General features: G+C 56.9%; 16 protein-coding genes. 4 read left to right on the forward strand and 12 right to left on the reverse strand.

All coding sequences use genetic code 11. From position 1 onward, the window contains the following. Nucleotides 1-50 precede the first annotated feature (50 nt). Together ACR0MJ_RS10360 and ACR0MJ_RS10365 are read left to right on the forward strand one after the other, a co-directional pair. On the forward strand, nt 51-857 hold the full coding sequence (locus ACR0MJ_RS10360) for a taurine ABC transporter ATP-binding protein (protein WP_170394409.1): 807 nt from the start codon (nt 51-53) through the stop codon (nt 855-857). Continuing rightward, nucleotides 854-2,119: an ABC transporter permease gene (locus ACR0MJ_RS10365; protein WP_170394412.1), complete on the forward strand. Its 1,266-nt coding sequence runs from the start codon at nt 854-856 to the stop codon at nt 2,117-2,119. The genes ACR0MJ_RS10360 and ACR0MJ_RS10365 overlap by 4 nt, the downstream gene beginning before the upstream one ends. Nucleotides 2,120-2,254: 135 nt before the next feature. Here ACR0MJ_RS10365 and ACR0MJ_RS10370 read toward each other — a convergent pair whose 3' ends face one another. The 12 genes from ACR0MJ_RS10370 to ACR0MJ_RS10425 all read right to left on the reverse strand — a co-directional run bounded on the left by ACR0MJ_RS10370 (nt 2,255) and on the right by ACR0MJ_RS10425 (nt 16,424). Further along, nucleotides 2,255-3,181, reverse strand: a complete 927-nt coding sequence (locus tag ACR0MJ_RS10370; protein ID WP_480760896.1) for a carbohydrate kinase family protein — start codon at nt 3,179-3,181, stop codon at nt 2,255-2,257. Between the two features lie 39 nt (nt 3,182-3,220). After that, nucleotides 3,221-5,065 carry a family 1 glycosylhydrolase gene (locus ACR0MJ_RS10375; protein WP_480760897.1) on the reverse strand — a complete coding sequence of 615 codons (1,845 nt, stop codon included), beginning with the start codon at nt 5,063-5,065 and terminating at the stop codon, nt 3,221-3,223. A gap of 67 nt (nt 5,066-5,132) precedes the next feature. After that, a complete protein-coding gene (locus ACR0MJ_RS10380; RefSeq protein ID WP_480760898.1) occupies nt 5,133-7,046 on the reverse strand; it encodes a beta-galactosidase in 1,914 nt (637 codons plus the stop codon). Further along, nucleotides 7,043-7,903, reverse strand: coding sequence for an SMP-30/gluconolactonase/LRE family protein (locus ACR0MJ_RS10385; protein ID WP_480760899.1), 861 nt, complete (start codon nt 7,901-7,903; stop codon nt 7,043-7,045). Before ACR0MJ_RS10385 ends, ACR0MJ_RS10380 begins: the two co-directional genes overlap by 4 nt. Next, on the reverse strand, nt 7,900-8,505 hold the full coding sequence (locus ACR0MJ_RS10390; protein ID WP_170735907.1) for a 2-dehydro-3-deoxy-6-phosphogalactonate aldolase: 606 nt from the start codon (nt 8,503-8,505) through the stop codon (nt 7,900-7,902). The genes ACR0MJ_RS10385 and ACR0MJ_RS10390 overlap by 4 nt, the downstream gene beginning before the upstream one ends. Next, complete coding sequence (locus ACR0MJ_RS10395) at nt 8,502-9,395, reverse strand: 2-dehydro-3-deoxygalactonokinase (protein ID WP_480760900.1); 894 nt, start codon at nt 9,393-9,395, stop codon at nt 8,502-8,504. Before ACR0MJ_RS10395 ends, ACR0MJ_RS10390 begins: the two co-directional genes overlap by 4 nt. Nucleotides 9,396-9,399: 4 nt before the next feature. Further along, entirely contained in the window at nt 9,400-10,167 is a 768-nt protein-coding gene (locus ACR0MJ_RS10400; protein ID WP_170625528.1) for an SDR family NAD(P)-dependent oxidoreductase, read from the reverse strand. Continuing rightward, on the reverse strand, nt 10,167-11,876 hold the full coding sequence (locus ACR0MJ_RS10405; RefSeq protein WP_480760901.1) for an IlvD/Edd family dehydratase: 1,710 nt from the start codon (nt 11,874-11,876) through the stop codon (nt 10,167-10,169). Before ACR0MJ_RS10405 ends, ACR0MJ_RS10400 begins: the two co-directional genes overlap by 1 nt. Before the next feature lie 54 nt (nt 11,877-11,930). Further along, nucleotides 11,931-13,271: an alpha-galactosidase gene (gene melA / locus ACR0MJ_RS10410; RefSeq protein ID WP_480760902.1), complete on the reverse strand. Its 1,341-nt coding sequence runs from the start codon at nt 13,269-13,271 to the stop codon at nt 11,931-11,933. Between the two features lie 22 nt (nt 13,272-13,293). Further along, nucleotides 13,294-14,142: a carbohydrate ABC transporter permease gene (locus ACR0MJ_RS10415; protein ID WP_170394442.1), complete on the reverse strand. Its 849-nt coding sequence runs from the start codon at nt 14,140-14,142 to the stop codon at nt 13,294-13,296. 1 nt (nt 14,143) lies between these two features. Beyond that, entirely contained in the window at nt 14,144-15,070 is a 927-nt protein-coding gene (locus tag ACR0MJ_RS10420) for a carbohydrate ABC transporter permease (protein ID WP_170394445.1), read from the reverse strand. A gap of 94 nt (nt 15,071-15,164) precedes the next feature. After that, nucleotides 15,165-16,424 (reverse strand): ABC transporter substrate-binding protein, encoded by a 1,260-nt coding sequence (locus ACR0MJ_RS10425; protein WP_170394448.1) that lies wholly within the window; start codon nt 16,422-16,424, stop codon nt 15,165-15,167. Between the two features lie 140 nt (nt 16,425-16,564). Between ACR0MJ_RS10425 and ACR0MJ_RS10430 the strand changes: the two genes are divergently transcribed. Then, a complete protein-coding gene (locus tag ACR0MJ_RS10430; RefSeq protein WP_480760903.1) occupies nt 16,565-17,359 on the forward strand; it encodes an IclR family transcriptional regulator in 795 nt (264 codons plus the stop codon). Beyond that, nucleotides 17,356-18,414: an ABC transporter ATP-binding protein gene (locus tag ACR0MJ_RS10435; RefSeq protein ID WP_480706224.1), complete on the forward strand. Its 1,059-nt coding sequence runs from the start codon at nt 17,356-17,358 to the stop codon at nt 18,412-18,414. The genes ACR0MJ_RS10430 and ACR0MJ_RS10435 overlap by 4 nt, the downstream gene beginning before the upstream one ends. The last annotated feature ends 28 nt before the right edge of the window (nt 18,415-18,442 follow it).

The raw sequence follows: 18,442 nt of genomic DNA on the forward strand, positions 1-18,442 counted from the left end.
GGCCCCGGTTTCGGGCCGGTCGACAGCTATGAAAGCAGGAAGGAGGCAGGATGCCTGAACTGGACATCGTAGAATTGTCCATGCGCTTTGACTTACCCAACGGCTCCTCAGTACAGGCCCTACAAGATGTTTCACTCAGCCTTAAAGAGGGTGAGCTGATGTCTGTCCTTGGCCCGTCGGGCTGTGGTAAAACGACGTTGCTGAACATCGTTGCAGGATTTCTGGCGCCGACATCTGGCAAGATTGAACTGAACGGCCATCTGGTCAAAGGCCCTGATGCTGAACGCGGGATGGTGTTTCAGAAGGGCGCGTTGTTCGAATGGATGAACGTGCGGGAAAATGTCGAGTTTGGCCCGCGCATGAAAGGCATGCCCAAAGCCGAGCGTGACCAGATTTCCGACCATCTGCTTGAGGTCGTGGGGCTGCAGGATTTCAAGGACAAGGCGGTTTATGAACTGTCGGGTGGGATGCAGCAGCGTGTTGCGTTGGCGCGGTGCTTGGCAAACGAGCCGGACGTCATCCTGATGGACGAACCGCTAGGAGCTTTGGATGCGCTGACCCGTGAGAAAATGCAGGGCCTTGTCCTGAAGCTTTGGAAAGAAACAGGCAAGACGATCATCCTGATCACCCACTCGGTCGAAGAGGCCTTGTTGCTGGGTGAGCGTCTGATTGTCATGGCCCCCAGACCGGGGCGCATTCACCGCGAATACAATCTGCCTTTTGCTGAACGCGGTGTGAATGCCGATCTGCGTGATGTGAAGAAATCCGAAGGTTTTGCGGAAAAGCGCGATGAGATCCTCTCGATGATCTGGGAGATGGAAGAAGAAATTATGGGTCGGACGGAGCAGGCATCATGATTGTACTTCTCTTCTATATCGGCCTGTTCGGTGGCGCGTTTTTCATCGTCTACGCGTTACGCCGCGGTTTGCAATCGCGTCAGGATTTCACAAGCTTGAAAACTGTGACTTTCGGCGACGAAAGTGCCGTACGAGCGGATAGGGCTGCATCGATAATCTCAGTTCTCGTGATCTTTGTAATCTGGGCGGCTTTCACCGGCTCGAAGTTGTTTCCGATCCATGTGCCGGGCCCATTTGTAGGTGATACGCAATTCACCTATACGCTCGAAAACGCGGATGGCAGCACGGATGAAGCCACGATTTTTGTTCGTGTTCCAGCCTTCGGTGAGGAAGCAGAGAAATTCGAAGTCGAGCCCGGCAGCGGATTTGCCAAAGACGATGCGGTTGCCGCTGCTGCGGGCCGCTCATCGACGATCCTGTTCGACAAGAACGATGATGCTAAACGCAATGAGGGTGCAAAGATCGTCGCGATCAACGGCACACCTATAGGTGAAGGCCAAAAGGTTGATACAGGCGATGGTACCGTAACGCTGACCGGGAAAGGGGCGATCAGTTTCACCCCCAAACAGGGTTTGCAGATGAACCCCATTTGGCTTCCAGCCCCTGAAACCGTTGTGGCCCGGTTCTTTGAGATTGCGAATGAAGGCTACCAGAACTTCTCGCTTTGGGAGCATCTGGGCTGGTCGCTGTTGCGCGTGATTGCTGGGTTTATCGCAGGTGCGCTTGTGGGGATTCCGCTGGGTTATGCAATGGGCCTATCCGGTTGGTTCCGAGGCTGGTTCGATCCGATTGTCGAGTTCATGCGACCGGTGCCGCCACTTGCGCTGATCCCACTGGTGATCATCTGGTTCGGCATCTGGGAGACCGGCAAGATCGTTCTGCTGTTCCTTGCGGCCCTTTGGATCATGACCATCGCCGCGCGGGCTGGTGTGTCCGGTGTGAACATCTCGAAAATCCACGCAGCGTATTCTCTGGGGGCGTCTAAATGGCAGATCATGCGCCATGTGATCGTGCCCAACTCGCTGCCCGAGATTTTCACCGGTGCACGTGTGGCCATGGGTGTCTGTTGGGGAACTGTTGTTGCGGCTGAACTGGTTGCCGCACAAAAGGGTGCCGGTATGATGATCATTGCCGCATCCAAATTCCAGCTGACCGACATTGTCATCATGGGGATCGTCCTGATCGGGGTGATCGGATATGGAATCGATATCCTGATGCGCAAGGCCGAGAACTGGCTGGTGCCATGGAAAGGCCGCAGCTGATCGGTCGTTCCCGATACTGTGGTAACAAAGCGGCCCCCGAGCAATCTCGGGGGCCTTTGCTTTAGCTGCAGGAAAAAACGCGGCGTTGGAACTGGCTGCTTTTCTAGCTTGAACACGGCATCGGTCTGTATACCTTCAGAGCTCCTGTGCCCAAGGCGGGTTTGCCCCCGCTCGGGATACGGTGACGGCAGCGACCTTTGCACCGTATTCAAGCGCGTCGCGAAGACTGCTTGTGGGCAAAGTGCGCAAGGCGGGTTTGTTGAGGTGACTGGTTTGGCTCAACGCGGCCAGCACACCTGCGTTGAACGTATCGCCAGCACCAACAGTATCCACGACCTTAACCTTCTGGACGGGCACGGAAACGTCCGTTCCATCAGAAAGATAGCCTGTCGCGCCATCCCCCCCTTTGGTCACGATTGCGATCGCTGGTCCTGCACGAAGCAGCAGTGGAATTTTCTCGGCATGGCTTTCGGGGCCCGGTATAATCCAATCAAGGTCTTCATCGGAAACTTTAATGATGTCGGTCTTTGCGATCATACGGTTCAAGCGGGTCCGGTATCGCGTCTGATCCTTGATAAAGCTGGGTCGAATATTGGGGTCCAGCATTACGGCACGATCCGCGCCATGACGATCAAGTGTGGCCGCGTAGGCATCGGCACAGGGTTCGCAAGCCAGGCTGATCCCTCCGAAATACAGTGCGGAAACGCCCGGTAGTTGATCCGGCATGTCTTCGGGCCGCAGCATCCGGCCCGCCGTATTCTCATCGACAAAACTGTATGTGGCGTGCCCATCCCGCAATTGCACGAATGCAAGTGTCGTAGGACGGTCCGAGCGGATAACATGCGAGGTCGCGACATGGCTGATCTGCAAGGCGGCGATCAACTGTTCTCCGAACATGTCCGTAGATAGCCCTGACAGCAGCCCCGTTTGTATGCCCAGACGACCCAGTGCAATCGCGGTGTTGAAGATTGCACCACCGGAATGTGGGACAAACCCTTTGCCGCCAGAAACCGTTGGTTCGGCGATCATATCGATCAGAGCTTCTCCACAGCACAGGATCATTCTGCTATCCCTCGGCCTGCTTGAAAATGCACGGCCAAATTACCGTGCCAAGGCATTCTTACAGAAATTGTTAGCGCCAACAATGCCAAACTCATCCTGTTCCGACACATACAGGTTCATCGATTGCCGCAATTCATCGAACCGCCCACCCGCGTTGAAGGCGCGCAGAAAATCCTGACCAAACAGCCAGCGGTTCTTTTCGGCCACCCCTCCAACCAGAAACACACCTCCGGCAGGGATAAGAGCAACAGCAAGGTCGCCCATGATGGCGCCAAGATGCTCGGTAAACATTCGCGCCGCCTTAACGGCGCAGGCATCCGATCCGTCCTGCGCATCCTGCAGAATGTCTTTTGCCGAACGTACCACGCCGTCGGGCTGACCCTCGGCCATCCCGATCGCCTGATAGAGGACCGGCAGCCCGGTTCCGCTCAGGAACATCTCGGCCTCGATGGTGAGCGTATCGTTAAAAAAGCATTCGGGCACGATCCGGCGCGCAGCGCTGAATACCTCGACCTCATCAAAATGGCGCGGCGACAGCCCCACATGGCCGCCCTCGCCGGAAACGGTGTGAAAATGACCTTCGGAATAGAGCAAAGCCCCCACGCCCAGCCCGGTCCCCGGCCCGACAACCAGCCGTGTCCCCAGCGGAGGAGCGGTTGTGCCCTGCAACACTTCAATATCATTCTCGCTAATCTCGGCGACTGACCATGCGGCAGCCGTGAAATCGTTGATGACATAGGTGTGGTGCGCGCCGGTGGCTCGGGCCAGAGCGTCCTCGGACAGATCAAGATTGGCATTGGTCAGGCGGATGGTGCCGTTCTGAACCGGCCCCGCCCCGGCAGCGACGACCGCGCGCGGCTGTGTCCCGACCTCGTCGCACAGGCTGTGCAATGCGTCTTGCAGATCACTTACGGTGCCGGTGGGGTGTTTGCGAAGATCGGTCAACTCCCCCTCGGTCACGACACCCAGTCTTGTGTTGGTTCCGCCGATATCGGCCACCAGATTCCAATGTGCGTGCAGCCCTCCCTTGGGTCGAACCCATGGGGCCGGGTGGGCGTCACTTGCTTGGATTGTTTGCAGCGCCCCGACGTCAGTTCCGGACTGAACGAATAGGCCCTGTACCAACGTGCCGGGTTCAAGCGTGTCATGTACCGCCTTCAGCATCTGCGCCAAGTCAGATCCCATATCGGCGGCTATAGTCACGAAAGAAGGCAGAGATTGCTCATGCGCGCTGCGCATCAGCGTGACTATATCGGTGCCTTCTTTCACGTCTACGCTGCACCAATCGATCGGCTCGGCGATGATTGTGAAATCATCCTGCCAATTTTCGGGAAGGTGCGGGCCCCAACGATCCAACAGCGTCTGCGGGTATTGCCCGTTGGTTATCGTATTAAGCATGAGCGGATCGAGCTCGGCACCCAGATTAGCCATACCATAGCTCCGCATTTCCTGTCGCGCCGCGCCTTGTGCAAGCAACTGATGGTGCAGGCTGCGGGCTTGGGTGCGAGGGTCGAGGTCGCTTTCAATCGAAGGTTCCGCGGTAGAGATGTTGAATATCCGGTCACCCATCCGGGCGACGATCGCCTCGGAAAACGCTGCGAAATAGTCGGCCATTGCCCGATTGCGCCACCCGCCGATATCCTCCAGCGCCGGGGGGATATCGTCGTGTTCCAGTACGATGCATGGCCGAAGGCCGTGCGCCAGAAGTTGATCAATCTGCTGCTCGTACTGATCCAATGCGCTTGCATCGATGGTGCGCCCGTCGGGCACGATGTCCTGCCAACGGATCGTAAAACGGTACATGTCTAGCCCGGTTGCTGGTTCTGCTGGGGCGGCCGCACCAAACAGAAAGCCATCGGGAAAGTCAGAACGGGTATATTTCATTGTCGCAACCTGTTGGAGCCATGACCAGCGTCACGCCATCTAACAGGTTATGTTAGCGGTATCTAGATTAACGTTTATATGAGCCGCGCTTCCTGAACAGGACATCACATCCCTCGATCTGCTGGCCGTCCCACGTCACAGAATGCGCATTATAGTTGATCAGCACCTCGTGCGACTGCGTCTCACGCCGCCGCAGCCCTGTGGGCATCTGGTGGAGCGCCAGACCGGTTTCTTGAGCCGCGATGGCTATGACGCGATCCCAAAGGGCCTCATCCGGGAACGCCGCCAGATACCAAAGACCGGCACCGCCATGCAACGCCGCAGCGCCATCTGCGAAAGAAAGCAATTTTTGGGCGGAGCCTGACAAGCGCTCAACCCAATGTTCCGCAGCACCACCCCCTTCGACAATACGGGTTACGCCGGGTGGCAAAGTTTCGATCAGATCGACATGGCTGCTGAGGCCATCAAGACCTGGGCGCCCCGAATCAGGGATCTGAAAATCTGCGGTGATTGCCCCGCTGCGCGGTCCCAGAACGGCAAGATCACATCCTTGTAGTAGCCTTTGTTCAAGATCGCCTAGGGCAGCCAGGCCCGGTGCTAGGATCAGATTATAGTGCTCCTTGCCGACCTTGTCCTGAGGCACGAAATCCACCGACAACCCAGCGCGCCGCAACGCGCGGTAGGCAGAGAATACGAGCCGGAAATAGTCGAACCCCGCGCCCTGAGGCTGCGTTGTCCAGGCCCAGTCAGATGCATAATCGAAGACGATAGCAACCTGTGCATGGGCTGGTTTAACCGTGCCTATCGCGGCCAGATCATCGGCGGTCTGACGCGCCTCTGCCAAACCGGGTGCTTCGTCGCCATGCGGGGTAAGCAGACCGGCATGCATCTGTTCCTGCCCGAACGGTGCTTGCCGCCAGCGGAAATAGCTGACCACTTCGGCCCCATGGGCCACCGCCTCAAGCGACCAGAGACGCACCATGCCGGGCAGGGGTGCCGGGTTGTAGGGGGCCCAGTTCACTGGACCGGGTTGCTGTTCCATGACCCACCAACGGCCTCGACCGACGGCGCGGTATAGGTCGTGGTGAAAGGCCTGCATGTCCGGATCACCCTGCTGCAGAAATGCAGTCTTGTGCGGCTCGTCCACTTCCAACCGATCCGACAGGAAGCCAATCGGATAGCTGTCCCACGTCGCGATGTCCAAATCCCTGCCTACATCGAAATGATCGAATTCCAGCACACGCCCCATGTAATTGTGCAGCAATGGTTGAACCGTTAGCGGCCGCAGCGCATCGACCTGGGCCTTGTTGAACGCCACCACCTGATCCGAACTGAACCTGCGAAAAGCCAAAACGTGTGCCGGGTTGGGCTCGGTTACGGGCTGGTTCGGCAGCTCGATCTGATCGAAGCTGTTATATTCCATCGACCAGAACACATTCCCCCAGGCATCGTTCAACGCGTCGATCGAGTTGTATCGGTCCGCCAGCCAGCGGTGAAAAGCATACAGCGCCGCAGCACTATAGCTGAGCGTCGTATCGTGACAGCCATATTCGTTATCGATTTGCCAAGCAGCGATATACGGGTTGCGGCCATAGCGCCGACCCATGATCTTCGTGATCCGCTTGCATTCGTCGATATAGCCGGTGTGACTAAAGCAATAATGTCTGCGTGAGCCGAACTTGCGTAGATTGCCATCAGCATCCACAGCCAGCATGTCGGGATGCTTGTCCAGCATCCATCGCGGAGGTGTTGCCGTCGGGGTGCCCAGCACAATCTTCAGCCCTGCCGCACCCAAGGTTTCAATCGCGCGATCCAACCAGTCGAATTGCAGGTCTCCAGCAGTGGGTTCCATTCGGCTCCAGGCGAATTCGCCGATCCTGACCCATTTCAAGCCAGTCTCGACCATGCGCGCGGCGTCCTGAGCCCAGTTTTCTTCGGGCCAGTGTTCAGGGTAATAGCAAACGCCAAGTTCCGGCTTCATAGTATAACTCTGTGTTCAGCTTGACCTTGCGCCACATTTGGCGCGGTGAGTGTCATGCCATTCGTCGGCGTTCTTGCAAGGGTGTCCGCGTCCAGCCCTTGGCGGGCGGTGGTGCAGAACAGTGTAGTCAGGTCATCACCACCAAAACTCGGGCACGAAGTGTGTTTGGCATCGAAGACGACAGCTTTCAGGAACTGACCGCTGGTGGTATAGGCTGCGACCCGGCTGGCACCCCATTGGGCGATCCAGATGTTTCCGGAGCGATCAACCACAGCGCCGTCCGGGTTCAGATCTTCGCTTTGCAGGTCAAGGAAGACCGCCGCTTTTCCTATGGGCCAGCCTGTCTGCGCGTCCAGTTCCCAACGCATGACCAGCTTGGTGGCGGTATCGCTGTAATAGGCGCAGGATCGGTCCGGCGCAAAGCAGATTGCATTTGAGATGGTGATATCTCGGACCAATGGCCGTAGCTCGCGATTCCAATAGCGATAGATCGAACCTGCGCCTACTTCTGCCAGTTTGCCCATGGTGCCAATCCAGAACCCGCCCCAAGGATCGGCGCGCCCATCATTGGATCGAGTCACCGGATTGTCGACCTCAAGCGGGGCGATCAAATCTTTGGCTCGACTCTCAAGCCCAAATCGCCACAGGCCGGTTTCCGACGCGATCAGCAAAGTGTCACGGTCTACCCATCCTGCGGCTGAGACATGTTCATCGAACGCCCAGCTATGCGCTTGTTCATTTTCTCGCGTCATCAATCGCTTGCCGATGATATCGAACCAGAAAAGCTGTTGCCGTTTAGGGTGCCACAATGGCCCCTCGCCCAATTCGCAGGGGCGGTCGTCATAGACCTGACTCATCCAACGGCCTCATCATAGGCAGCAACGATTTGCCGGGCACGGTTTGCTATTTCTCCAACTGCCATTCCGGGCTTATAGAGCGCAGATCCAATTCCGAAGCCGTCGGCGCTGGCCTCGATCCAGGCTCCAAAGTTCTCGGGGCCCGCACCGCCCACCGCAAAGACCTGAGCACCCGGCGGCAAAACAGGGCGCAGCGCAGCCAACCCTGCAAGACCGGCAAGCGAACCGGGGAAAAGTTTTAACCCCGTAGCCCCGGCCTGGAGCGCAGCGAAGGCCTCGGTCGGGGTGAACACACCCGGCCAGCTTTGCAGCCCAAGTGCGACAGAGCGTTGGATCACTGACACATCGCAATTTGGCGAAACGATCAGTTTGCCCCCGACATCGGCAACCGCGTCAACCTGATCGGGGGTCAATACAGTACCCGCCCCAATAAGCGCGCGGTCCCCGATTTCCGAGGCGAGAACTCGGATACTTTCCAGCGGATCGGGAGAATTCAACGGAACCTCAATCCGGTCTATGCCCGCTTCCAACAGGGCGTGACCGACGGGTATTGCCTCGTCAGGGGGCAGCCCACGCAGGATGGCAATGATGGGGCGGCTCATGCGGTTTGCCTCGTTAATGTTCGGGCCTGCGACAGACCCGCAAGTGTTGCGATTGTGGCGTCTGCGGTTTCGACCATGGCACCTTGTTGCTGCAGGGCGGTTGCGTAGGCGTTGGATAAGCTTTCCGAGCCGATGATCGCCAATTGCTGGCCCAGCCAATAGGGTCGCGATGCGGCAAGCTCGGCGCCAATCAGGAACCCTGAAAGACGGGCGCGTGCAACGCTCTTGTTTTGACCGTGCAGCAAATCAGCAGCCCGTAGCCCGAATAGGCGCGCTGCCAGCTGCTCGGGTTTCGACAGCATGTCGGCAACCGCTTCAGAAAAACTCGCGTCGTCCCAGCCCTCGTCAATTGAATGCTGCAGAACGGATTGCCCGCGCAGCAGATCAAACAACTCACCGGTCATGAAGGTTCGGAAACTAACGACCTCACCCGCACTGATCTGGGCCCATTTTGTATGCGTGCCGGGCAGGCAAATCACACCGTCCCAATTCTGATGCGTGCTGAGGAACCCCGCGATCTGAGTCTCTTCGCCGCGCATCACATCGGGAGGGCTGGTCTGTTTCAGCCCCGGAACAACGAAGGCCCGAATGCGCGGATCGGTGTTTGGAACACGGAATGGTACGATCGGGATTGGTTCGGACGGAACAGCGGAATACGGGGCCTCGACCCAACCTTGCCGTGCCCCAACCATTCCGCAGGCGATCACATCTACCGGTTGCCCGGGCAGCCAACCTTCGATCAAAGCTAGCAGGGCTGCCTGAAAACCTCCGCCGGCTGTGCGGGACATACCATCTGACGACGCGGCCTGTGCCAAAACGCTATCACCTTGCATGGCCCATGCCCGCAGATGAGATGTTCCCCAGTCAACAGCGATCCACTCGACATTCATAGCGTCACCCCGTTCCTACCACGCCGCCGTCAACCACCATGCACTGCCCGGTCATTGCACGGCTTGCGCTTGAAGCCAGAAACAGGGTTGGTGCGATCATGTCTTCGGGCGTCAGATGCTCTTTCAGGCTCTGACGATCCATATGCGCAGCCAGATCTTCGGGTGTGGCCCACATGTCCAGCTGTTTCTGTGTCAGAACCCATCCCGGTGCCAGCGCGTTGACGCGAATTTTATGTGGCCCAAGTTCACGCGCCAACGAGCGTGTCATGCCGGTGATTGCCGCATTTGAACTTGTATAGATTGGATAACCTGCGTTCCCCATCAGGTAACTGATCGAACTGAAATTGATGATCGAACCGCCTTTGTCCTTCATCTGTCGCGCGGCTTCCTGACAGGCAAAATAGTAGGCCTTTAGGTTGACTTCGATCATCCAGTCCCAGAACTCGGTTGTAGATTCTTCAAGTGAGTGCCGCTTGTCATTCGCGGCGTTGTTGACCAGCACTTTAATCGGGCCATGGGCTTCAGCTGCTTTGGCCATGGTGGCGTGCAACAGCTCGGTATCGGTCATGTCACCCTGCAAAAACAAGGGGGCGCGGCCGTGCTTGTCACGCATCTGTTCGACAAATTCACCGGCATCTGACCGACCGATAAAGGCAACTTTAGCCCCTTGGGCCATGAACCCGTCAGTCAACGCTGCACCAACGCCCGAACCGCCGCCGGTGATATAAACAGAGGCTCCGTTGAGGTCTTGAAATGTAGCAGGTTGATCCATCAGTGGCTCTCTCTCGTCACTAAGCGCGTGTCTTTGCCCACAAGGAAATCAAGGTCCGCGCCGCGATCAGCCTGCAACACGTGGTCGATATAAAGCTTCGCATACCCGCGCGAGTAATGCGGATCGTCCGGTTGCCACAGGGCGCGGCGGGCGTCCAGTTCCTTTTCGTCGACCAGCAGCTGCAGCTCGCCCTTGCTCGCGGACACGCGAATACGGTCACCGGTTTTGACCAACGCCAACGTACCACCGGCCTGAGCCTCAGGGCTGACATGCAGGATAACTGTCCCGAATGCAGTACCAGACATACGCGCGTCCGAGATCCGGATCATGTCGCGTACGCCGTCTTTGACCAGCTTGGCCGGGATCGGCATGTTCCCAACCTCGGGCATCCCTGGATAGCCCTTGGGCCCACAACCTTTGAGGACCAGAATGGTCTCAGGTGTAACTGGTAGGTCGTCGCGGTCGATATTGGCTTTCAGATCTTCGATGCTTTCAAAAACGTATGCTTCGGCCTCGGTTTCCAGCAGTGCATCTGTGGCCGCCGAAGGCTTCACGATTGCCCCGTTGGGCGCAAGATTGCCGCGCAGAACCCGCAGGCCTGCGGCGGGTTTTACCGGATCGTCAAATGGGCGGATGACGTCTGTGTTGAAACACTCAGCCCCTTCACAGTGGGCCGAGATGTCCTTGTTCAGAACTGTTCTTGCCGGGCGCAGGAAAGGTTTGAGTTCGCTCAGAACCACTGGCACACCGCCTGCATAACAGAAATCCTCCATCAGGTATTTGCCAGAAGGCATGCAATTGACCAGCAGGGGGATTTCCGATCCGATTTCAAAGTCTTTCAACGTCAGGTCGACACCCACGCGACCTGCAAGTGCCAACAGGTGGACCACTGCGTTTGTCGATCCTCCGACGGCTGCATTGGCGAGGATGGCATTCTCAAACGCCTCCCTGGTCAGGATATCTGATGGCTTGAGGTCCTCGTCCACCATCTCGACAATGCGCTTGCCGGTCAGATGCGCCAGTGCCATGCGGCGGGCATCAACGGCAGGCAGGGCGGCGTTGGTGGGCAGCGACATGCCCATCGCCTCAACCAATGAGGCCATGGTACTAGCGGTGCCCATAGTCATGCACACGCCCGCGCTACGCGACATGCCTGATTCAGCGTTCATGAAATCCTGAAGTGTCATTTCTCCGGCACGAACAGCCTCGGAAAACTTCCAGACATCGGTGCCCGAGCCGATATCCTGACCCCGGTATTTGCCGTTCAGCATCGGGCCAGAGCTAACCACGATGGACGGCAAATCGACCGAGGCTGCACCCATCAGCTGCCCCGGGGTGGTCTTGTCGCATCCACCCAGCAGGACAACGCCGTCGATACCATAGGCGCGGATCGATTCCTCGACATCCATCGCCAGCAGGTTGCGAAACAGCATGGCGGTGGGTTTCATCTGGGTCTCGCCCAGCGACATAACGGGGAATTCCACTGGAAAGCCGCCTGCCTCCCACACGCCCCGTTTCACGCCTTCGGCCAGATCACGAAGGCCCGAATTGCAGGGCGTCAGTTCCGACCATGTGTTGCAGATGCCGATGATGGGGCGCCCGTCAAAAGCGTGATCCGGAAAGCCCTGGTTTTTCATCCAGGACCGGTGAATGAACCCGTCCTTATCGAGTTTTCCGTACCAATGCTGTGAACGGCGTTTCTTGGTCATTATTGGCTCTGTCTGTCTGGCGTTGGAATTGAAAGTTTTTTTAGAAGACGAAGATCAAGCTGCGCGGGCTGGACGGCACCAATCTGGCAGCCAATCGCCATGGGCAGAAAGCAGATCGGTGACGAGGCTGCGAATTTGGCGCAGATCCAGCTCGGCCGCAGTATGGGGATCCATCATTGCGGCGTGATAGATGTATTCGGGGCTTTCTTCGGTCAGCGCGCGAACCGTTAGCTCTTGTACGTTGATCTGGGTCCGCATCAACGCGATCAGTTGTGGCGGGATATCCGTGACCACGGAAGGTTGGACGCCATTCGAGTCAACCAGACACGGCGTTTCAACCGCTGCACCTAGGGGTAGTTGCGGAATCTGACCCGTATTTGGCAGGTTGCCGTAAGCTGTGTACGGCGTGTCTGTCACGATTGCGTTCATAAGGTCGGCGGCGAATTCATGGCTTCGGGTTACTTCAATGTTCCGACCATCTGTCAGGGTCTTGGCCTGTTCCTTCCAATTGGCCACCTGCTCGACACAGCGGGTCGGGTATTCGTCCAGCGGTATGCTGAACTGTTCGATCAGGTCATTGCGACCGTCTTTGATGAACCAAGGAACGTATTCTGCAAAATGCTCGGAACTTTCGGTGCAGAAGTATCCAAGATGGTCCATCACTTCGTACCGGACTTTGTTTGGACAGCGCGGCATTAGCAGCGGAGGCTTGGGTAAATGCCCGGCGCGATAGCCCTGACGCAAAGCCGGATACAGATCGCGGCCTTCATGCTCGAGCTTGAGGAAGAACGCGACGTGATTGATACCGGCAACTTTGTAGCGAAAGTCCGTCTTGGGCAGGTCTAGATCATGCGCCAGTTCTTCGACCGTGTTCTGGACAGAATGGCACAGGCCGACATGTTTCAGATTAGGGAAGCGCTCAGCCAGAGACCAGGTGTTGATGGCCATCGGATTCACATATTGCAGCAGCGTTGCGTTGGGGCACAACTGCATCATGTCCTGCGCGACGCCCCACAGAACGGGCACAGTGCGCAGGCCGCGCATAATGCCACCAACACCCAACGTATCGGCGATAGTCTGACGCAGGCCATATTGTTTTGGGATTTCAAAATCTGTCACCGTGCAAGGCTCATACCCGCCAACCTGAAAGGCAGTGATCACGAAATCTGCGCCGTCCAGCGCCGCGCGACGATCCGTGTGGGTTGAGACGGTTGCACCCGTGCCGACTGAGCGGATCATGGCCTTGGCCACAGCTTCGCTTTCGGCCAAGCGCACCGGATCGATATCCATCAGCGCAAAGTGGCTGTCTGCAAGGGCAGGGGTGAGCAGGGCGTCGCCCACGATGTTCTGCATGAAGATCGTGGAACCTGCACCTACAAAGGTGATCTTGGTCATGAGGTAAACCTCTGGTTTGACGTTATTTTACGGCACCGAGGGTCAGGCCCGCGATGAAGTGTTTCTGCATCAGGAAGAACATGGCAACCGGCGGCAGGGCTGCCACTATAGAACCGGCACTCATCAACTGATAAGCAGCGCGAAATTGCGCGTTGAAGCTGGTGATCCCGGCTGTCACGGGCTGGCTTTCGGCCCCTTGGGTCAGGACAACAGCCCAGAAATAGTCGTTCCAGATGAAGGTGAAAATCAGGACACTGAGTGCGGCGATGGCCGGTTTCATCAGTGGTAGAACGACGTACCAGAAGATTCGCCATTCGCTTATGCCCTCGACCCGTGCGGCCTCGATCAGTTCGAATGGCAGGGCGCGGATGAAGTTGCGCATGAAGAGCGTGCAGAACCCGGTCTGGAAGGCGATGTGGAATAGCACAAGCCCTGTTTTGGTGTTGTAAAGGCCCAACTCCAGCGTGAGATCGCGCACAGGGACCATCAGGATCTGGAAGGGTACGAAATTGCCCGCCACAAACATGAAGAAGATCCAGAGGTTCGATTTGAATTTGTAGATCCCCAGCGCGAAGCCTGTCATGCAACTGAGCGCAACGGCCCCGATTACCGTTGGTACGGTGATCAGGAACGAGTTCATCAAGTAACGTGGCATATCCGAATTGAAAAAGACCTGACCATAGTTGAACGCGCCCTCAAAACTGGACGGCATCCCCCAGTAATTCGCATTGGTGAAGTCTGCGGCTGGTTTGACCGAGAAAAGTGCGACCGCCAAAAGGGGCCCCAGCCATAGTAGCAGTGCCAGAGGCAACATCGCCTGATAAGTGATCTGTGCCGCACGGGGTTGTTTTTCGATCGGTTTGGGAAACATCTCAGTGCCCCCTTTCTTCGCGGTACATCGACCACAGGAAGTAGGCGATGAAGCAGAGCATAATCAGGAACAGGATCACAGCGATAGCTGCGCCATATCCCATGCGGAAGCCGTATTCGGACAGCGCGACCTCGAACATGTAGTAGGCCAGCACGCGGGACGAGCCAAAAGGACCGCCCTGTGTCATGATCGAGATCAGGTCAAAGCTGCGCAGCGCGCCGATGATTGTCACAACGAATGCGATGAATGTTGCCGGGCGCAGCTGCGGCAGAATAATGTGCCACAGCATTCGCCCACCTTTTGCGCCGTCCAGACGCCCGGCTTCGATCTGTTCGGGGTCGACGGCGTTCAGGCCGGTGAGGTAGAGGATCATGCAATAGGCCGTTTGTGGCCATAGACCTGCGAAGATGATGCCGTAGGTTACGAAGCGCTCATCCCCCAGCACGTTCAGTGGACCTAGGCCAAAGAGGCTTAGGAATTCGTTTAGAAGGCCAAAGGTTGGGTCGTAGAACCATGTGAATACTAGCCCAACGACGACCTGAGAGATGACGAAGGGAAAGAAGAACAAAGACTTGTAGAGGCGGATGCCCCAGACCGTCTGGTTCAGGAACAGTGCAATAAACAAGCCTGCAGGGATTGCGGCCAGATACAGGATCAGCCAGATCAGGTTGTTCTTGAGCGAGATGTAGAAAGCGTCGCGGTCCACCCATTCCCAATACAGATCTTCATAGTTGCGAAAGCCGACATATTCAGCTGCACCTAAACCGTCCCATTCATAAAGAGACAGATTGAAAGACTGAAAGACCGGGATGATCACATAGACCATGAAGAACAACAGACCCGGAGCCAAAAACAGCCAGGGCGCGATGCGCTGTTGGTTTCTGTGGAACCAGCTTTCTTGCTCGGGGGCGTCAACGGCAGCGGTCATGGGCATCTCGGATCTGGTGGGTGAAGGCGGGCTGACGCCCGCCCTACTATTGTGCAAGGTGTAGGCCGGGCTTCAGCCCGACCCTGGACAAGATTTAGTTGTCGTAGATGCGCTCGCGCGCACGTTCCAGCTTGGCCAGAATCTTGTCAGCGTTGTCCGGCTTGACCATGAATTCCTGGAAGCCTTCCATCGACACTTTTGCCATTTCCGCTGGTGCGTCGCGGTCCCAGAACTGTGCAACACCGCCGGGGCTGTTAGACGATAGCATGACAAAGCCCTGCTGCAGGAACTTGTCGTCGTCCACTGCAGATTGCGCGTTCACAGGCAACTGGCCGAGGTTTGCACCGTTGTTGATTTCGGTCTGTTCGTCCGCAGAGACTGCGAAACGCAGGAACTCACGCGCGGCTTCCTTGTTCGAGGCATTGGCCGGGATATGGAACGTATCGGTCGGCGCGTCTTCAGCCAGTTCAACATCGGGGTTGATGGCGACAAACTGATAGAAGTCCAACTGATCGTCGGTTAGGCCTGCTTCACGCAGCGGAGCCACAGCGAAGTTACCCATCAGATAGGCGGCGGCCTCACCGTTGACCATAAAGGGCAGGGCTTCTTGCCAGCTATAGGTCTGGTGGTTGTCAATGAATGCGCCCATGTCGATCAGCTGTTTCCAGTTGGCGAAGGTCTGCTTAACCCGGTCGTCTTCCCAGCTGATCTCGCCATTTGCGAGTTGATTGTGAAAGTCGAACCCGTTGGTGCGCATGTTCAGGTAGTCAAACCAGCCACCTGCTGTCCACAGGAACTTGGTGCCGATGGTATAACAGGCGCGGCCGGAATCGACGATCTTCTGGCAGTTGGCCAGTTCTTCTTCCCAAGTGGTCGGCTCGGTCAGACCCAGCTCATCAAAGATGTCTTTGCGGTAATAAACGCCCCATTGATAGTAGGTGTACGGAACGCCCCACTGTTTGCCATCAATGGTCATCGCACCTTTGGTCGACGCCAGATTGTCGGCGATTTCAGGTTCAGCCCACAGGTCCGAGACGTCTTCGAAAAGACCCGCTTCAACATAAGGCTTCATCCGGTTGGCTGCATACCATGTGGCAACGTCTGGCGTGTCAGCCGTCAGGAAGTTGCGAATCTGGGTCTTGTAGGCCTCACGGTCGATCACGGTGGTTTCGATTTCCAGACCGGGATGTTCGGCCGCGAATCGCTCGATCATCGCTTCCATCGTCGCGCGCGGCGCCGGGTTGGACGTATCGAGGAAGATTCGCAGCTCGCCGGTCAGCTCTGCTGCGACGGGCGCAGCAAGTGCCACACTGGCAGCCAAAGCAGCCGCTGTGCGCTTGAACATGGAATGCATAGTTTCCTCCCTTAAGCTTCCATATTGGTCTCAAATATTGAAACCTTGTTTTATATATTGAAAACTACACATCGACTCGGCTACTCTTGTCAAGACCCTCGTGCCCAAAGCCGAGGGAAAGTGGAGGAGAACAGGCACCCGTGGCAGGTGACGGAACAATAGGAAAAGCATGTGACGTGTTGGAACAGGTCGCGGCCTTCGAACGCCCGGTGCGGTTCGGGGAATTGCTGGAGCGCAGTGAATTTCCCAAGGCGACGCTATACCGCTTTCTGCAGTCGCTAACCAATCAGGGCATGCTGCGTTACGAACCGGAACGGCAGACCTATTCGCCAGGTATGCGATTGGTGCGACTGGCACATTCGGCATGGACGCATAGCTCATTAGCTCCAATTGCGCGGCCTTTCCTGGACGCTCTCAGCGCCGAGACAGGGGAGACCGTGCACTTGGCGCAACTTGATTCCGGGCAGGTGCTTTATGTGGATAAGCGCAACGCGCAACGACCAATTGAGATGTATTCCGAGGCCGGCAAGGTCGGCCCGGCCTATTGCACAGGCGTTGGCAAAGCGATGATGGCCTATTTGGACGAGGCACAGTTGGAAAAGACGATCTCGCAACAAAGCTTTCATCGGTTCACTGACAAGACCTTGGCCTCGGAAAAGGCATTACGGGCTGATCTCGTTAAGATCCGCAGCCGGGGTTACGCAGTTGATGATGAAGAGCATGAGCCTGGCATCATCTGCATTGCCTGCCCGATTCTGACTAATGGGGGCCGCATGTTGGGGGCCCTATCGGTGACAGGATCGACTGGGCGAATGGATTTCGAGCAATTGCAATCTTGGGTGCCGCGCGTCCGGCGCGTCGCTGAACAGATCGGCACAGAATCACAGGCGTGGCGGTTCCCCGAGGGCCAACAGAATAGGATGCAAGCAACATGACAGGTGTAACCCTGAAAGGCGCGATCAAACGGTATGGCCAGACGCAGGTCATTCACGGGATTGATCTGCAGATTGAAGATGGTGAGTTTTGCGTGTTCGTGGGCCCCTCGGGCTGCGGTAAGTCGACGCTGTTGAGGATGATCGCGGGTTTGGAAGAAACCTCGGACGGGGAAATCCATATCGGCGCACGTGAAGTCACGCATGTGGATCCGGCCAAACGCGGAGTGGCGATGGTTTTTCAAACCTATGCGCTCTATCCCCATATGACCGTGGCCGAGAACATGGGATTTGGTCTGCGGATGAACGGTGTTGCCAAGGCCGAGATCGATCAGAAGGTTCAGGAAGCGTCAAATATTCTGAAGCTCGACCAATATCTGAAACGCAAACCCAAAGCGTTGTCCGGCGGTCAGCGTCAGCGGGTCGCGATCGGGCGTGCCATTGTGCGCGGCCCCGAGGTGTTCCTGTTTGACGAACCGCTCTCGAATCTGGATGCAGAACTTCGCGTGGAAATGCGGGTTGAAATTGCGCGGCTTCATCAGGAAATCGGCGCGACGATGATCTATGTTACGCACGATCAGGTTGAGGCGATGACCATGGCCGACAAGATTGTGGTATTGCGCGACGGTCGGATTGAGCAAGTGGGAGCCCCTATGGACCTGTATCGCGACCCCGACAATAAGTTCGTGGCGGGTTTCATCGGGTCTCCTGCAATGAACTTCCTTGAGTGCGATGTCGTGGACGGCATGGTGCGGCACCCAGCACTTACTGATGATGTCCCGGTCACCGAGAGCGTTCCCAAAGGAGCGACGAAAGTAACATTGGGTATTCGCCCCGAGCATATTCAGGTGGATCGAAACGGTGACACCTGCACAGTTGATCTGACCGAAGCGCTCGGTGGTGTTTCATATTCTTATCTGCTGACGCCAAATGGCGATAAGCTGATTGTGGAAGAACGGGAAGACCAACGCAGTACGAAGGGTGACCGCATCGGGCTTTCGGTTCGTCCTGAGCGTGCGATGCTGTTCGATCCCGAGACGGGTCAGCGGCTGCGATAAGGCTTGCCAGACCGGATCTGTTTTGCAT

The organism is Ruegeria sp. C6, from assembly GCF_056537625.1.

What these genes read in the sequence shown, in the direction of transcription:
- ACR0MJ_RS10360 (WP_170394409.1), top strand. Translation starts at nt 51, where the DNA reads ATGCCTGAACTGGACATCGTAGAATTGTCCATGCGCTTTGACTTACCC.
- ACR0MJ_RS10365 (WP_170394412.1), top strand. Translation starts at nt 854, where the DNA reads ATGATTGTACTTCTCTTCTATATCGGCCTGTTCGGTGGCGCGTTTTTC.
- ACR0MJ_RS10370 (WP_480760896.1), bottom strand. Translation starts at nt 3,181, where the DNA reads ATGATCCTGTGCTGTGGAGAAGCTCTGATCGATATGATCGCCGAACCA.
- ACR0MJ_RS10375 (WP_480760897.1), bottom strand. Translation starts at nt 5,065, where the DNA reads ATGAAATATACCCGTTCTGACTTTCCCGATGGCTTTCTGTTTGGTGCG.
- ACR0MJ_RS10380 (WP_480760898.1), bottom strand. Translation starts at nt 7,046, where the DNA reads ATGAAGCCGGAACTTGGCGTTTGCTATTACCCTGAACACTGGCCCGAA.
- ACR0MJ_RS10385 (WP_480760899.1), bottom strand. Translation starts at nt 7,903, where the DNA reads ATGAGTCAGGTCTATGACGACCGCCCCTGCGAATTGGGCGAGGGGCCA.
- ACR0MJ_RS10390 (WP_170735907.1), bottom strand. Translation starts at nt 8,505, where the DNA reads ATGAGCCGCCCCATCATTGCCATCCTGCGTGGGCTGCCCCCTGACGAG.
- ACR0MJ_RS10395 (WP_480760900.1), bottom strand. Translation starts at nt 9,395, where the DNA reads ATGAATGTCGAGTGGATCGCTGTTGACTGGGGAACATCTCATCTGCGG.
- ACR0MJ_RS10400 (WP_170625528.1), bottom strand. Translation starts at nt 10,167, where the DNA reads ATGGATCAACCTGCTACATTTCAAGACCTCAACGGAGCCTCTGTTTAT.
- ACR0MJ_RS10405 (WP_480760901.1), bottom strand. Translation starts at nt 11,876, where the DNA reads ATGACCAAGAAACGCCGTTCACAGCATTGGTACGGAAAACTCGATAAG.
- melA (WP_480760902.1), bottom strand. Translation starts at nt 13,271, where the DNA reads ATGACCAAGATCACCTTTGTAGGTGCAGGTTCCACGATCTTCATGCAG.
- ACR0MJ_RS10415 (WP_170394442.1), bottom strand. Translation starts at nt 14,142, where the DNA reads ATGTTTCCCAAACCGATCGAAAAACAACCCCGTGCGGCACAGATCACT.
- ACR0MJ_RS10420 (WP_170394445.1), bottom strand. Translation starts at nt 15,070, where the DNA reads ATGACCGCTGCCGTTGACGCCCCCGAGCAAGAAAGCTGGTTCCACAGA.
- ACR0MJ_RS10425 (WP_170394448.1), bottom strand. Translation starts at nt 16,424, where the DNA reads ATGCATTCCATGTTCAAGCGCACAGCGGCTGCTTTGGCTGCCAGTGTG.
- ACR0MJ_RS10435 (WP_480706224.1), top strand. Translation starts at nt 17,356, where the DNA reads ATGACAGGTGTAACCCTGAAAGGCGCGATCAAACGGTATGGCCAGACG.